The sequence below is a fragment of the Nitrososphaerota archaeon genome, from assembly GCA_016872055.1.
In the GTDB taxonomy this organism is placed as follows: domain Archaea; phylum Thermoproteota; class Nitrososphaeria; order Nitrososphaerales; family Nitrosopumilaceae; genus Nitrosotenuis.
The window spans coordinates 108,422-124,335 of sequence record VHBH01000002.1; the positions used below are offsets into that span (position 1 = coordinate 108,422).

Genomic DNA, 15,914 nt, shown 5'->3' on the forward strand with positions numbered 1-15,914 from the left:
ATTATTTTTTCTGCGAGATTATTTATTATTTTTTGGCTTAATTTAAGATTCTTTAAGCATTCTCTCGCAACAATTTCCACGTGGTATTTTTTCCCCACGTGGGCTTTTTTCCGGATGGCCCAGTAGTGTGCATAATGCGTCAGCAAAATAATCATCCATATGGTGCTCCATCCCACAAACCATTTTCGCATTAATGTCCATCTTTAGCGTTTTTGTCATTAACATTTCCAAAAGTCTACTGTTTCTAATCATTTTGGCAGCAATCCTCTCACCATTTTCTGTCATAGTAACACCAGTTTTGTTGTATATTACCAGATTCTGTGCATTTAGTCTTTTTAGCATTTGGACAACACTTGGCTGCCTTACATTTAGGATCTTTGCAATTTTGTTGACTTTAATTTGTTCGCCGGTTTCTTTTAGATGCCACATGGCCTTTAGATACATCTCCACATGTTCTGACTCTGCAGTTCCTACAAAGAATTTTTTATTTATGTGATCTTTGATTCCGATATGAGATCGTGCTTGTTCTATCTTGGTTTGTGCATTGGCCATTTGTTAATATTAATTAATATGGAACTTCATCTATTTTAATAGTTAGGCGAGTAATTTGGGAATAATTAGTGTTTCTCTTAATAATAACGTTCTAGATGAAATGAATAAAATACAAAAAGAGATGGGATTCTCTGGCCGATCTGAGTTGATACGCGCAGGAATTCGAATGCTTTCTAATGATAAACTGGAAAAATCAAAATTAACTGGAAATATAGGATGCGTCCTTAGTGTAACACATGATGAAAAAGATGAGAACAACGTAACAGAGTTAAAACATCAATTTTTTGATGTAATTAAAACCCACGTGCATTATAAGCTCGGGACAAAAAAATGTCTTGAGCTGTTTGTCTTGGATGGTAGTGCTGACAGAATTAGGAACGTGACGCAAAAATTCCAAAGAGACAAAAAAATGGAATCAATTAATCTTACTATCTGTGATCTTAGAAAATAGCAGACTATATCTTCGCATTAAACCAGCTGATAGTTTTATTCCATCTTTTTTGCATCTTTTCTTAGGTCACTTATCTAATTCCTTATCTCAATAATCTAATTCTCCAGATCTTTTTTTCTAAAATTCAGTGACTTAGTATTGAAACATACATAGATTGGTTAGTCCCATTTTATTCTGTATGCAGCACCGGATAATTTTATGAAATATTATCTAGTTTCTTAATAACTAATATTAGAAATGCTTATATAATTAATAACTTTAGACGCTATTATGCAGTATCACGAACAAGTAACAAGTATGGCAAGTAAACCGCCAATGCTTGCAGTTGTACTCCTTGCAGCTGTCTTTGCACTCGGATTCTTCGCAGTTGGATTCGATCAAGGACATCTATTCAGTGTTGTACAAGGCGAGAGCGCGTATGCTGAACTATACATTCATGAGTTAACTCATGACATGAGACATGCAGCCGGATTTCCCTGCCATTAAGTGAACCTCATGAAATCTCTTCTTTTTGTTATTATTGTTTTGTTAGCCGGTTGTGCTGCAGGAACTATTCATGGATTGGCAAACCTCGCTTTAGTAGAACCGTTTTTGGATACTGCAATAGGAATTGAAAATCAAAACTTGTTCCTCTCAGGCGAGGAGAAGGACACACCAGAATTCTGGACCGCATATTATGACTACAGGTCTTGGCAGAAAGCAGGTCAAATCCTGGCAGGTGCAATTTTAGGAACATCTGTTGGTGCACTCTTTGGAATTGTTTTCGTATATTCTAGAAAATCCTTACCTGGGAATAGCATAAAAAAAGCGCTAATTCTAGCCGGTCTTATGTTTATTGCAGTTTATCTAATTCCATTTATCAAATATCCTGCAAATCCACCTACTGTTGGTGATCCAGAAACTGTTGTGTTTAGAGGAATATTATATCTGTCATTTACTGTCATTTCTGGCTTGGCAGCAGTCGGATTTCATAAAGTCTACAAAAGAATTAACAAAAAATATTTAGCGTTTGTTGGATACGCAGGATTTATTGCAGCTGTATTTTATGCAATGCCAAATAATCCAGATCCAATAACTGCACCAATGACTCTGGTAAATGATTTCAGAATCATGTCTGCAATTGGTGTGTCAATATTCTGGGCGTCACTAGGGCTGATCTTTGGTGTTCTATGGCACAAGATTAGACCAGACAAAACTCAATCAGAATCAAGTTCAGTCACCGTATGAGCTAATTATATTTGTGAAATAATGCTCAGCTAGATCTTTGGAATCATGTGTTTTCCTGAGCTTTGTAAATCCCATTTCGTTTTCTAAATATTCAATAAGATATGTGCATGGTTATGGACATTTCCAACTATGAAGTGCGTTTTGGTAGCGATATTGCGACATTATCATTGCTATTTGTACAGAAAAATAACACACATTCATCATGTGTTTTTCATATTAAAATAAAAAAATTTAGTAGCAGGAGATTTTTGTTACTGAGAATGCTTCATTCATGACTAAGTATTCTTCAACTTTCATTTTCACATCATCTGGCTGTGTGTCATCCATTCCAGAAAATCCTACTTTGCATGTGATCTTGTTTCCTGATACTCGTACATCTGAGACTTCAATATCTGCATAGACGTGTGCCATTTCATTGGCCCATTCTACTACTTCGTCCGCCTTCACTCCAGATGTCTCAATATCGACGCTAATGAGTTTGGTCATTTTGTTATTCTATTGATATGTTCTATATAATTATTATTAATTAAATTTCTATTTTTCATTTTTCCTATTAATAGTTAATATCTTTATTACTAACCGTTGTATATTACAGTAGTCCAGTTGTTTTAAAACAGCTTGACTACCATCTTGATGGTGTGGTTATGCACACCATCAAAAATTAATGTGAAACAATATGACAGAAAAATTAGGAAAAGACACAATTTATCACAGCTGTTGTATCTGTGGTTCGTTTGTGCAAGAAAGAGAAGAAGGTGGCTACAATAAAATTAAGACTTGGGTTAAAGGTGGAATTGTCCTAAAAACAATTTGTGACAAATGTCTTGAAAAATGGATAATTGGTGAAATAAGGATACAAAACATACAAACACCTGCATATCTATCAATGCCTCTTCGATTTAACTAAGAATCTGAAAGACTGCAACAAGTTTAGCACTATGAGCTAAAAGTAATGTAAATAAAATTGCTGCAGTGGCTTGTTTTATAATCATCTTTATAGCAAATCTAAATGACATTTCACGTATTACCGTAAAAACAGTTACAATACAGGGAAGCAATATTCCTGCAAGATATACTCCTGTGAGAATCTGAACTGGCGACAATGAATTTATCAGATTTGGCTCTGCCAAAAGTAACAAGCCATCTTTTCGAATAGAGCCAAATATTACAGCAAGCACTGCATCTTCTGGCAAATTAAAAAATCCCATTACAGAACTAGATATGTCTGCAAAAAAATCAATAATACCACTCCAACTTAAGATTGATGCAACAAATGTTATTGCAAAAAAAATCGGTAATGCCATCTTGAAGAATTGTTTGATACTGTGTTTTGATTCTCTCCAGATTGAACTAAATCTCGGTCGTTCAAAGAATATCTGACCTTCAATTACTAGTACATTTAGCTTGGAGCGATTTTTCTTTGTGCTCACAAGTCTGGTGTAAAATACTGAAGTTCCGGCTAAATAGAGCAAAAATGGAATAACCAACCATGTCATGCCAGACGCAGAAAAAACAGCAATAGATGCGCCAAACTGATATGAACATGCAGAACCAAAACCTATTGCGGAAATTGTTGTACCTCTTGAACAACTAGAACAGGATCTGCTACTTATGACTGCAGGTACATTACAACCTAACCCCATCACTATGCGTGTAATGTCTCTACCACTGATTCCTATTCTTTTTACTAATGGATGAATTGCTATTGAAATACGATCCAATAGGCCACTTGACTTGTAAACTCCTAACAATAATGAGTATATTACAACTACGGGAGCTGCCCAAACGAAAAGAAATGGACCCATCGATATGAGACCATAATCTCCAACAAGAATATCCATTATCGGTGATGGTAGCGTTGATAGAACGGTATTTGGAGTACTCAGAAGATCTGCGATCTTTGGATGAACATAGTCTGCAAAATAATTAGCTCCTATAACTGATAATATTGCTGGAACAAATAATAATATCATTCCAATTGTAACTCCTAAGTATTTTTTTTCAAGAATTGTCGGTTTTGGTTCTACTGATATTCCAGTATGAAACAATTTTTGTTTTAAAAATATACCAGGATTATGTAATGAAGCAAAAATTTTACTTTTTTGCGCATGGGTAAGATTACGTGCATCCACAGGTATGACGGGCATCTGGGATTCTTTTTGCAATTTCTCAACTGATTCTTGTGCTAATCTAGTGTTAATTCTGTCCCAATTTGTTATTATGATCACTCCTTTTTTGTCTTGGACCAATGGTAAAAAATAGCCTAAATCCTGATCAATATTTGTTGCACGAATTACAACCAATACCAAGTCATGATTTTTTAATGATGAGATTGCAATCTTTGTAGTTTCACTGTCTGAATCAAACACTATTCCAGGCGTATCGATAAAAACAAGATTATCTTTTGTATAATATTCACAACTAACAGTTGAGCCCTTTAGGTTACTACTGAGTGCGTCTTTATCAGTAAGTGATGAGATTAATTGTGATTTTCCAACTCCCTCTTTCCCTATCACAATAAAATGGTAATGATCTTGTCTAATCATTTAAAAATTTTAATTATTAAAATCTATATATATTTTATCAATAATTATTATTAATTTATAAGAAAATTAATAATGTATAAATAATTCTAACATCAAAACAGGGTATGAATTTTGATAAAACAAGATACAAAAATTATCAGGCGCACAAATTTGAATCAGAAATAGATTTCTTTTACAACATACTTCATTTCTCTGGTGGAACTACAGCCTCAATAAACCAGATTGGTAATACTGATTTTTTCTATGCTCCCTTTTATTTCTCAGATGGAACACTGACTGATGTTAACGTCTATTATGTAAAAAGTGGAAAGCTAGGAAATGCGGCAAAAGAAACCAAAGTTATACGATTCACTCCTGGAACTGGTGAATGGTTGCCAATGAAAGGTGATCTCAAGGAGACACACGCATGGATATTCATATGTAGAATTGCTGCATCTACATCAAATGAGATCGAGGAAGTCTTTAATCTAGAGGAAAATCTTAACACTCGTTACGTGAATTATTCCAATAAAAACTTTGATCCAAAAATAAAAACCGTTAAACCTCAGATAGAAACTAACTGATGATTTCTAAATAGCAAATAGCTTTACGGTATCCATGTTTTTATTGGTCTGAAATCCTTGGGTGATTGCCTTTACGTGCTTACCATCACCTGCTAAAATGAATAGTTCCATACATCGCTCACCGTCTATTTTACTGTGAAGATGGGTCAAAATGAGATCTTCATAATCATGTTTTATTCCTGCTACCACATTATCGTATTCATCTTCGTGTATAACCAGCAAAATTGCATTTTGTTTTCCCGTTAGGTTGGTTTTTTGTTTTTCCTCAGAAACAAATGTTCTGATTCCTGCTCTAATTACTTCTGATCTGCCAGTAAAGCCAAGAGATTTTTGTAACTTGTCTATCTCACTGAGTATGTCTGTATTCAATGAAATGGAAACAATTACCATGTTTGAGATATTATTAATGAATATATAACCTTACTATTAAAAGTTAATAAGATTGGCGTGTTTTAATAATCGTTTAAATGTAATTATCTCAATTATTAATATCACACAATAGATTTATTAGCATTTTTTTAAATCCCGATACATGAATAAAGCGGCATCTGTGGCAATTGGAGTTGGAATCGCAGCTGCAATAATTGTGGCAGTAATTGCTCTAGCGCAATCAAATCCGTCCGTAATAGAAAATGAGTCTCCAACACAACCTACTATGATTCCGCAACCACAGACTTCTAAAATCAAAATCGTTGCATCGTTTTATCCACTTTATGAATTTTCTAAAAATATTGCTGGTGACAATGCTGATGTGTCAATGTTTATCCCAGTTGGAATTGAACCACATGACTGGGAACCAAGTATTGGCGATCTAGTAACACTAAAGGAATCTGATGTTTTTGTGTATAATGGTGTTGGCATGGAACCGTTTGTCGATAAGCTTATCGATTCTGGCGAATATTCTAATTTGCTTTTTGTAGAGACAACTAATGGAATTGAGCTAATAGAAACTGAAGAACACTCAGGTGAAGAAGAACACTCAGGTGAAGAAGAACACTCAGGTGAAGAAGAACACTCAGGTGAAGAAGAACACTCAGGTGAAGAAGAACACTCAGGTGAAGAAGAACACTCAGGTGAAGAAGAACACTCAGGTGAAGAAGAACACTCAGGTGAAGAAGAACACTCAGGTGAAGAAGAACACTCAGGTGAAGAAGAACACGCACACAAATTTCCATATGATCCACACGTATGGCTTGATCCAATTCTGGCAAAAGAGCAAGTCATGATCATAAAGGATGCCCTAATCAAAGTGGATGCAGACAATGCGCAATATTATGAGGATAATGCAAATGCCTACTCTGCAAAACTGGATGAGCTTGACTCTAAAATAAGAACAGAACTATCAAGCTGCAACAAGGACACCATAGTTCCATTTCACAATGCTTTTTCATATTTTGGAAATAGGTACGGAATAAAAACCCAGGCGTTATCTGGCCTAGCACCAGAATCTGAAGCTACTGCACGTGACCTAAAAGAGATAATTGACTTTGTAAAAGAAAACCAAATCAAAATAATCTTTGCAGAAGAATTGGTAGATCCAAAGCTTGCCCAAGTGCTTGCTGACGAAGCCGGAGCCCAGATCTTGGTTTTGAGTCCACTCGAGGGAATAACTGTGGAAGAGCAAGAGAACGGAACGTCATATATTCAGAAAATGGAAGAAAATCTAAAGAACATCAAAGTGGCACTTGAATGTCAATGAAAGCACTCCAAGTGGCACTTGAATGTCAATGAAAGCACTCCAAGTCTCTGATGTTTCTATATCCTACAATGGGAGTCTTGCAGTAGACAAGGTAAGTTTTGATGTGGAAGAGGGTGACCTCTTGGGAATAGTCGGCCCAAACGGCGCCGGAAAGACAACTTTCTTTCGCGCAATTTTGGGACTGCAAAACTATTCTGGTAAAATAAGACTATTCGGCCTTGAGGGAAAAAAATACCATCCATTGTTACCCCTAATCGGATACGTCTCCCAAAAGGTAAACTTTGAGCAAAACTTTCCTGCAACAGTCTCTGAGGTGGTGGCAATGGGGCTTTTGCCAGAAAAACATCTTCACAAGAGCGCAACCATACTTCAAAACTGTGGATGTTGCTGGAATCGCGTCTACAAAAAAATTAACAAAGACAGCGACAAGGTTCTAGAAGCGCTAAGAACAGTAAACTTGGAATCATACAAGGACCGAAGAATTGGTGATCTTTCTGGAGGGGAGCTACAGCGAGTCTTTATCGCAAAAGCACTAGTCAAGGATCCAATTTTGTTGATACTGGATGAGCCGGTAACCGGTGTTGATGTAGAAACACAAAAGAAATTCTATGGCGTAATAAAAAAAATCAACGAGGAAAACAAGATAACGATAGTCTGGTCGTCGCATGACCTAGAAGCAATTGCCAAGCTTGCAAACAGAGTTGCATGCATGAATCGGCAACTCTTTTTCCACGGACAAAAGGAGGAATTCTTCTCAAATAAGGAGTTACTCAAGACTTACTCGGAATCTGCAATGCAGATGCACATGCATCACCACTGATATGGCATTTGAAGTCTTTGGCTATGCATTTATGCAAAAGGGCATAATTGTTGGCGCTGCAATTGCCATAATTTGCTCACTGATGGGCATATTCTTGGTTCTAAGAAGATACTCCTTGTTTGGCGATGCATTATCCCACATGGCATTTGGAGGAATATCTCTGGGGTTGTTCTCTGGAATTTATCCATTGTGGACTGCATACACTGTTTCTATTTTGGGTGCGCTAGGCATGACCAAGCTTCGAAAAAGCACAAAAATCTCTGGCGATGCGGCAATTGCTGTATTACTAGTGTCTGGGTTTGGAATCGGCGTGTTACTGATATCTGCAACAGGGGGATTCTCTGTGGATTTGTTTAGCTTTTTGTTTGGAAGCATACTTTTGATCAGCGATGAAGACACCATACTGATTCTTACTATTAGTGCTGGCGTGGTTGCATCTTTAGCGTTACTACGAAAAAAATTGCTCCACTTTGCATTTGATGAGGAGCAGGCAAGAGTAAGTGGACTGAACGTCGATAGGCTCAACTATGTTTTTGTAATAATTGCGGGAATTACGGTAATTACTTCAATGAGGTTGGTTGGAATATTGCTCATATCTGCTCTGATTGTTCTGCCAAATATTACCAGCATGCTTTTGGGTAAAAGCTTCAAGCAGACAGTAATCATATCGATTTTGATTTCCATTTTCTCTGTCGTATTTGGAATAGTATTGTCGTATTACCTTGATTTGGCTCCTTCTGGCACAGTAGTGATGATCTCCGTTGCAATTTTGGTCGTAACCCTTTGTGCAAAATATCTAGGCTTGGTTGGTAAAGCAGCGCCAATTACAAAAATCATCAAGTAAAATCGGAAAATGAATTTTTCTTGCCATTTTCTGCTCCTATGCGCTTTAGCTGAAATTTCAGATCTTCATATTCCAGCTGATTCTTTTTCTAGTTTTAGATGAGCAACTATTACCTTGAATTCCCCTTCTTTTCCTTTAGTCTATCAGAGAATCGATTCTCCGCTTGTCGTAGATGCTTTTTACAAAAAACAGCGAAGTGGCAATTATTCCTCCAGAGATCAGAGGCGATGCCAGCTCAAAATATCGTATCTCAAATTCTCGCTGTGGTGTGGCACTCATTTGTGGAACTTCTGATATAGCTACATGACCAAGCTTGTTTTGGCGTTGCTCGACAAACCAAATGTCGCCGTTTTTGTCGCTTAGCAAAAATTGCGTAAACGTTGTCTGCGACGGTATGTTAAGTTCTGCAAATTCGTCCTTCTGCTGGTCATAGATCCCAAGCCTGTCCGTTGTGTGCTGTGCAATCCAAAGATTTCCGAACTTGTCAGGAGCTACTGCAAATGGTAATGAGATTGGATCTGTCACAGTAACTACGCTACTAAATGTCTCCAGATATGGGTCGAATCTGACTATACCTAGTCCAGTGTGCTCTGATACCAATAAAGTTCCATCCATGTCAAATATCAAAAAGAACGGCTCCTTTAGTGGCAATGCTGGAGAGAATTCTCGCATTTTGCCTGTGCTTGGTTCGATTACTCCAATTTTTCCTCCCTGGGACTCTGCAAACCAGATCATTCCGTTTTGATCACGAGTCAGAGCTACTGGGCCTGAGGGGTTTGTTGGGATTTTGTATTCTGTGAACTGCTCGGATACTACATCGTATTTTAGCAGCATGTGCTGGTCTACTAGTGCAATCCATACATTTCCATCATTATCTGTCTCAAGCGATATTGGAATCGACTTCATTGGAAGTGGAATTATTGTGAATTGCTCTGATTCCGTGTCAAAGTAGCCTATTTTTCCTTCAGGTGTGTCGGTAAACCAGACTCTGTTACCATCCAGCTTCAAAAAAACGGTTGTCTTTCCATCAAATTGGTACGGCGTAAACTCTTTTTCTGATATTGAAAACTTCCAAAGCCTTGGCTTTGATGAATCGCTAAGCCAAATATTGTCTCCATCATACACGGGATAAAGTGGAGCTGCATTTTCTGTGAGGGTATATTCAGTAATGTCTGTTTTAAGCTCAGAGAGTCGCGGTTTTACTATAGCAGAAAAGCTGACACTTTCGTTTGGGTTGTTACTTCTTTGCGCATCAATTTCTACATTCCATGTTCCAGAAAAACCAAATGTCATTTCTCCCTCGTAGTTATTGTCTTTCTTTTCAAGTGGAATTGCTATTGGCGAGATGTTTTTTTGTGGGTTTGAGACCTTGGCGCCAAGCTCTGTTAGGTCATCAAGCGGTTTTCCATTGGAATCTAGCACTGTGATGGAAATTGTATTTGCGCCGCTCTTTAGCGGGGTAATATCCACTACAAATCTGAGGCTATCAGAGAATGCAAAAGTACTAAAACCATCTGGGATTTGTGATCGTATTTCCTCACCCTGGCTTGCTGGCAGTGATGAATTTGTCAACAATGACACAACACCAATGAGTATGATTCCCAAAACTGCCTCCATCCTCAATGATCTTGAAAGCTTTTGATGCACTGGCGATCCGAGTGACTTTTCAGCAGGCCTCTGAATTCTAAACTGGTTGTATCCACCCAGTGCAACCATTACAGAGCCAATTGCTATTTTTGCAATGATCATCCAACCGTAATATGACTGGCTAAGCAAGCTAACATCGTCTTCTAAGAGCCACAACAATGTTGGCCCAGTTATGATTACAATTCCCAATGAAATTATGATCACAGAGGAAAATCTTGGAATCACCAAAAGGCTTGCAAGCTCTTTTTTGGTATTGTCCAGCTTTCCAAGTGCCGGAATCAGAATGAATCCAAAGAATATGACCCCGCCAATCCAGACTGATGCTATCAAATTGTGCGCATAATCAATTACTATGGCAGAAAACTGCTCGCTGGCGGCTCCGTGGCCGATGGCAGTAGTAGTGCCAATTAATGCCAGTGACAATCCAAGCACTAGGAGCTGTTTTCTGGGAGCACCGGCTGTCTTGTTTTCCAGAAGGAACCAGACTGCAAGCAAAACAACAGTTAGGCCCATGCGTATTATCCAAATTGTACCGAATGATGTCTCTAATACATCCGATGCCGAAGTTTGAAGTCTTATTGTCTGGATGATTAGTATCATAATGTTAGATGCAAAGACAGCAAAGAGGCCGATTCCTGTTATTGTGGAGAATTTACCGTGAAAGAACTTTTGAAATTCGAGATTTTCTCTGATCCATGGCTTTTTGACTCCTCGCCAGATCAACAGTGACGAGATTGCAGCGCCAAGAACAATCACTTGGCCTACCATTCCTGGAAATCTAGCGCCTGCCTCTGGAAAATAGATTTGTTGTTCTATTGTGATTTGCGGCGGTGGGGGTAGCTCTACGTCTCCCACCCCAAATACAAATGCGTAGGGGACTAGGTGTCCGTCCACCTTGGATAGGACCTGAGTTGTTACTGTGTATACGCCATCTTGCAGGAGTGGTGTAGTCACAGTAAGGATTGATTCGTCATCGGGATTTTGATATCGGGTGTTTTTGTTGTCTATTTGGTTACCATTGTTGTCAAAAACCTTGATGTAGCTAAATCCAACATCTACTGCTTCTGAGAAATCAATTGTGATTTGTGTAATTCCTGCACCGACATTTGTAGATGCTTTTGGATTGGAATCATCAATTAGTGGATGAGCATATGCCGAGGGAACTGATAGCACAAAAAACAACAAAAACAGAGGTAGAATTTTCAATCATAACATGATGGCCGATTTGCTAATTTAAACAATCTATTGTTTGATCGTTCTACCAGTTTCACAAAGTAAATAACTTGATCTTCACTAAACACGGTTGTGAAAGCACAGTTTTTGTTGGCCCTGACAATAATTGCAATATCTGCAGTGACACCTGTATTTGCGCATAAGACTGTATTTGTAGAACAATATGAAATCGAGGTTGGCTGGAGTGATGAGCCGCCACTAGTAAGCCAGCAAAATACAATTGTGTTTGCTTTTACCGTTAATGAGGACGAAGGGGTCAGCACTGGTGTGACAAACGCATTCCGAGACCTTACTGCAACTATCAAGTCTGGTAGTGTATCAAAGCAACTTGACGTGTTGTCGGATTCCAAGGCAGGTCATTACTATTCAAAAATCATTCCAACCCAGACAGGCCCACTGGCTATAGAGCTGAAGGGAACCATAAACGGAGTAGCGGTAAACGAAGTGGTGCAAATCGAGAGCGTAGAGAGCATCAATGTCATAGCATTTCCTCCAACCGATGCAAGCGGACTGCCGGACTTGGCAAAAATAAAGAACTCATTGGCGCAGCTTCAACAAGACGTAGCACAAATCCAGCAAGGCGGGGCTTCTGTTGGAGAGTCCGGCAAATCGTACGACTATGCGATGTTTGCGATGGGCCTTGGAGCTGCAGGCATAATACTTGCAGTGATCAGTCTGATAAAAAGAAAATAAGAGAATTCTAAAGTCTTGGAATTACTTTAGATCGTGCTGTAACTGCAACAATGCTTACTATGGCTACTGCCAAGATTATCATTGCAAGTGGACCAAATTCTGGTACTACTTGAGCAGATACTGTTTCGCCCATTGGACCAGTCCAGTTTGCCTCGTCATCTGGCAATCCTAATCCAAGGATTGTGACTTGAACATCTAGTGGGCTGTCAGAGCTTAGAGCTGAAGTTGTGTATTCTGTGACACCACTATGTGCATGTTGAGATGTTTCAGCTAGGACTTGGTTGTCATCCTGATTCACAGTGATCTCAAAGTTCACGTGCTCAATTGGGTTTCCGTCTGCATCAACAAATTCAACTGATACCATAGCTTCTACACCTTCTGCTGGCTCATCAGAATCGATGTGCACCATGACAGATCCGTCCTGTGACATTACCATTGCACCATGTTCATCATGTGCATGACCGTCTGTGGTTTCCATATCAGTGTGTTCCTCATCTGTGTGCTCTTCAGCGGCTGCCTGAACAATTACCGTTCCTTGCATCCATGGGTGTACTAGGCAAAAGTATGGGAATTCACCTTCTTCCTCAAACGTGTGTGAGAAAGTTCGTCCTGATAGGAACAAATTGCTATCAAAGTTTCCATCCGGACCATTTGCTGGAGTTCCGCTTGTTACGCTATGTGAAGCAGTGTCGTAATTTGACCACACTACTTCACTTCCTACATCAATTGTTACTTCGGCTGGAACGTAACATTCGTCGGTTGATTCGCAGCCAGGCATTGATGTCCCTACTGGAATGCTAACCTCGACAGTCACATGATCTGCGAATGCAGGAGTAATTGCCATAACAGCAAAAATCATCAAAATGGATCCTATTGCTATTGTCTTCATTGGACTCACTATAATCGTAGGCGAATAAAAATCCTTATACAAAATTACATCTGCTTCACGCACAAAACTCGACCGAATCTAAACCAACATCAGTTTGTGGTAATTGTAATCGCTTGTATGCGTTTTCATGAATTGATCATTTGGTGAATTTTTTAATAAATTTTCTAGTTTTAATAATTGCAATCGCTGGTATTACAAAGTAAATTCCTGCATTGAGCAGAATCACACCAATTCCATAGCCTAGCATCTCTGATTCCGAATCAATATCTGAATAGCTTAGAATTGATAGAGTCACTAACATCGGAGTCATGGTAGCTTTTACCATTTCCCTGAAAACTGGACTCTGCCTTTCCAGATCAGCAATGTTTGGACTAAATGAATAATAAAATTCGTTGAATCCAGACATGAATGTCTTACCTGAACCTGTCCCAAACAGGATATTGTCCCTGATTTCTCGCAACATTTGGACCTGAGGTGCAAGCTCCGTTCCATGTGCTGCAGTTGCGATAAGGCAACCCGATTCTGGTACATCGGGTGGAGGAGGTGTTGCTTCTTGTGCGATTACATTAAAGTAAACCGTTTCTAATGGAATTGGCTGGAACAAAATTCCCTCAACATGAATTGATATTTTGTTTTCACCGCCTTTGAATTCAATTGGTATTGTAACTGATCCTAAAGATGTATGGGTACTAGGTATTGGGCCAAAGATTGGCATTCCATCATTTGTAACCGTTACTTTGTAGTCAATGTGCTCTTGTATTACGTTTGTCTGTGGGTTGATAAAGTCGATTTTTAGCTTTGTCTGCTCAGTTACACTTGGCTTCTCTGGGTCTGTTGATATGTTGACTAGTAGCGTGCCCTGATCAGTTGGTAATTGCTGAAAGTCTGCAAATATTGGAATAGCAACCACTGGATTTAGCAACAAAGACAAAAGCATGATGTAATTCATCTTCGATGTTTGCGCAGAAAAAATATGGAAACTTCTCACGGACAATTTTTAGGAGAACTAAATTAAATTAGTTTATTATTTTTTCATTTAATAAAAACGTCTAAATTAATCACATCATTAAATAAGGTCGGAATCGCAAAAATATTGTGAGGCATTTAATTTTTCTAATGATAGTTGTAACTGTAGTTCCTTTTACAGGAATTGCATTCGGACACGGACTAGGTATGGATATGGCCCCACCAATAAGCTTTGAAGGAATGAAGGTCACCGTTATGACTACTTTAGATCCCAGAGACATAACTGTGGGCAATGTGAATACTGCTAACATAGGCGTGAGATTTTACGACACACTTAGCGACAAAAATCTTGATTCAGTAACATATCGAATTGAGGTCTTTAGAAACGAAAAACTACTGGCAAGAAATCTGTTTTATGATCAGGATGGTCTATTAAACATCCAAGTAAAACCCCAGACCAAATGTTCTGAGACTGAGTCATGGAGATGCACCAAATACTTTGGAGAGGAGGACCTAATTTCGGGAGGACTAATGGCAAGGGGCAACAGCGTACCAATAATTCAAGGGCCGATATTTGACAAAGGTGGACTGTATAACATCAACGTAGTAATTGAGGGTGCCACAAGTCCAAAGGCACTCGTAGCGGATCCATTGATATTTGAGACTTTTGTCAGTGTTGCACAAGATCAAAACTTTATCATCAAAACTGCCCAAGCAAAAGAAATTCCAGTAATTGTAAAGACGTACTATGATGAAGTAACTGATTTCAAATTTGACTCAAACGACAGTTCAATTTCGTTTAACATGCCATTTAATTGGGATCCTACATACATCAAACTTGTACAGGTTGTTCATGAAGAAATCCGTATCCCAAAGTCATTTTTGCCATATGGAGAGGGCAAGCAGTTCAAGGGCTATGTTAATGGTGTTGAAGTAGACAATAGAGTATTACTACTTGATCCATATTCGTATGAAGACAAAAACGTGATACACTTTCTGGTAACCGGAACCGAACTTGATAGAATCAACAACAAACTCGGCTCAAAACAAACCCCAGATCTAATGATATTCAAACTAGTTCCACAGGAAGGATCTTCCACAAACTCGATTGAACTAAAGTTTGAAAACGGTGCAACTGGAAAAATTTCATGGGATAGTAAATATGGAGCGGGACAAGACATCCCATTCGAGTTTTCATTTTTTGATAATAACAAAAACCTGCTAAGGGATATTCACTATGGATATGAAATACTAGATAAAAATGGAAAACAAATTGCAGTTAACACTGGATCTGATCCAAACATGGCTGGAATTTTGGCAAGCGAGGGAATAGACATACAAAAAATCAAAATCCCAACACAAGACATGTACAAATTCCGTCTGCTTTTGTTAGGCCAAGGAATGCCTGTGAATCTGAAATACTCCGGCATAATTGAAGGGGTTTTGGAAGTGGGGGCTCCAGGCAAGACAATTCCATCCGATTTGATAACTCCTTCTCTTACATACACAATTCCATCATGGATCAAAACCAACGCTAAGTTCTGGTCTGATGGAAAAATAACAGACAAGGACTTTGTAAACGGAATTCAATATTTAATAAAACAAAAAATAATCAAGATTCCCTCAACACAAAAAGAAGGGTCTGGTTCATCCACAATCCCTGTATGGGTCAAAAATTCCGCCAAGTTCTGGGCGGATGGTAAGACGACTGATGATGACTTTGTCAACGGCATACAATTTCTAATCAAATCTGGAATAATCAAAGTATAACCTTAAAACCAGAT

At 38.5% G+C, this 15,914-nt stretch carries 16 protein-coding genes; 9 read left to right on the forward strand and 7 right to left on the reverse strand.

Going from position 1 to position 15,914, the window contains the following annotated elements; genetic code table 11:
• Positions 1–42: 42 nt before the first annotated feature.
• Complete coding sequence (locus FJ354_02705) at positions 43–552, reverse strand: metal-dependent transcriptional regulator (protein MBM3905580.1); 510 nt, start codon at positions 550–552, stop codon at positions 43–45.
• 55 nt (positions 553–607) lie between these two features.
• Here FJ354_02705 and FJ354_02710 point away from each other — a divergent pair, with 55 nt between their 5' ends.
• From FJ354_02710 to FJ354_02720, 3 genes are all read left to right on the forward strand, one after another.
• Positions 608–1,003, forward strand: a complete 396-nt coding sequence (locus tag FJ354_02710; protein ID MBM3905581.1) for a CopG family ribbon-helix-helix protein — start codon at positions 608–610, stop codon at positions 1,001–1,003.
• Positions 1,004–1,273: 270 nt separating this feature from the next.
• Positions 1,274–1,489 carry a CbtB-domain containing protein gene (locus FJ354_02715; protein ID MBM3905582.1) on the forward strand — a complete coding sequence of 72 codons (216 nt, stop codon included), beginning with the start codon at positions 1,274–1,276 and terminating at the stop codon, positions 1,487–1,489.
• A gap of 9 nt (positions 1,490–1,498) precedes the next feature.
• Positions 1,499–2,230, forward strand: coding sequence for a CbtA family protein (locus tag FJ354_02720; GenBank protein ID MBM3905583.1), 732 nt, complete (start codon positions 1,499–1,501; stop codon positions 2,228–2,230).
• A gap of 231 nt (positions 2,231–2,461) precedes the next feature.
• Here the strand turns inward: FJ354_02720 and FJ354_02725 are convergent, their stop codons facing one another.
• Positions 2,462–2,716, reverse strand: coding sequence for a hypothetical protein (locus FJ354_02725; protein MBM3905584.1), 255 nt, complete (start codon positions 2,714–2,716; stop codon positions 2,462–2,464).
• A 413-nt stretch (positions 2,717–3,129) separates the two neighbouring features.
• The gene (locus tag FJ354_02730; GenBank protein MBM3905585.1) at positions 3,130–4,776 is read right to left on the reverse strand and encodes a ferrous iron transporter B; all 1,647 of its coding nucleotides are present in this window, start codon (positions 4,774–4,776) and stop codon (positions 3,130–3,132) included.
• A 104-nt stretch (positions 4,777–4,880) separates the two neighbouring features.
• On the opposite strand from FJ354_02730, the gene FJ354_02735 reads away from it, so the two are divergent.
• Positions 4,881–5,339, forward strand: coding sequence for a hypothetical protein (locus FJ354_02735; protein MBM3905586.1), 459 nt, complete (start codon positions 4,881–4,883; stop codon positions 5,337–5,339).
• 6 nt (positions 5,340–5,345) lie between these two features.
• Here FJ354_02735 and FJ354_02740 read toward each other — a convergent pair whose 3' ends face one another.
• Positions 5,346–5,729 (reverse strand): CopG family ribbon-helix-helix protein, encoded by a 384-nt coding sequence (locus FJ354_02740; protein ID MBM3905587.1) that lies wholly within the window; start codon positions 5,727–5,729, stop codon positions 5,346–5,348.
• Positions 5,730–5,871: 142 nt separating this feature from the next.
• On the opposite strand from FJ354_02740, the gene FJ354_02745 reads away from it, so the two are divergent.
• From FJ354_02745 to FJ354_02755, 3 genes are read left to right on the forward strand one after another with little or no spacing between them, the layout of a single operon-like run.
• Positions 5,872–7,038, forward strand: coding sequence for an ABC transporter substrate-binding protein (locus FJ354_02745; GenBank protein MBM3905588.1), 1,167 nt, complete (start codon positions 5,872–5,874; stop codon positions 7,036–7,038).
• A gap of 28 nt (positions 7,039–7,066) precedes the next feature.
• Entirely contained in the window at positions 7,067–7,858 is a 792-nt protein-coding gene (locus tag FJ354_02750; GenBank protein ID MBM3905589.1) for a metal ABC transporter ATP-binding protein, read from the forward strand.
• 31 nt (positions 7,859–7,889) lie between these two features.
• Entirely contained in the window at positions 7,890–8,702 is an 813-nt protein-coding gene (locus FJ354_02755; protein MBM3905590.1) for a metal ABC transporter permease, read from the forward strand.
• Between the two features lie 135 nt (positions 8,703–8,837).
• Here the strand turns inward: FJ354_02755 and FJ354_02760 are convergent, their stop codons facing one another.
• Positions 8,838–11,555: a copper resistance protein CopD gene (locus FJ354_02760; GenBank protein ID MBM3905591.1), complete on the reverse strand. Its 2,718-nt coding sequence runs from the start codon at positions 11,553–11,555 to the stop codon at positions 8,838–8,840.
• 99 nt (positions 11,556–11,654) lie between these two features.
• Between FJ354_02760 and FJ354_02765 the strand changes: the two genes are divergently transcribed.
• A complete protein-coding gene (locus tag FJ354_02765) occupies positions 11,655–12,275 on the forward strand; it encodes a hypothetical protein (protein ID MBM3905592.1) in 621 nt (206 codons plus the stop codon).
• Between the two features lie 7 nt (positions 12,276–12,282).
• Here the strand turns inward: FJ354_02765 and FJ354_02770 are convergent, their stop codons facing one another.
• Entirely contained in the window at positions 12,283–13,164 is an 882-nt protein-coding gene (locus FJ354_02770) for a PEFG-CTERM sorting domain-containing protein (protein MBM3905593.1), read from the reverse strand.
• A 136-nt stretch (positions 13,165–13,300) separates the two neighbouring features.
• Positions 13,301–14,074 carry a copper-binding protein gene (locus tag FJ354_02775; protein MBM3905594.1) on the reverse strand — a complete coding sequence of 258 codons (774 nt, stop codon included), beginning with the start codon at positions 14,072–14,074 and terminating at the stop codon, positions 13,301–13,303.
• 206 nt (positions 14,075–14,280) lie between these two features.
• Here FJ354_02775 and FJ354_02780 point away from each other — a divergent pair, with 206 nt between their 5' ends.
• Positions 14,281–15,900: a peptidase gene (locus FJ354_02780; GenBank protein ID MBM3905595.1), complete on the forward strand. Its 1,620-nt coding sequence runs from the start codon at positions 14,281–14,283 to the stop codon at positions 15,898–15,900.
• The last annotated feature ends 14 nt before the right edge of the window (positions 15,901–15,914 follow it).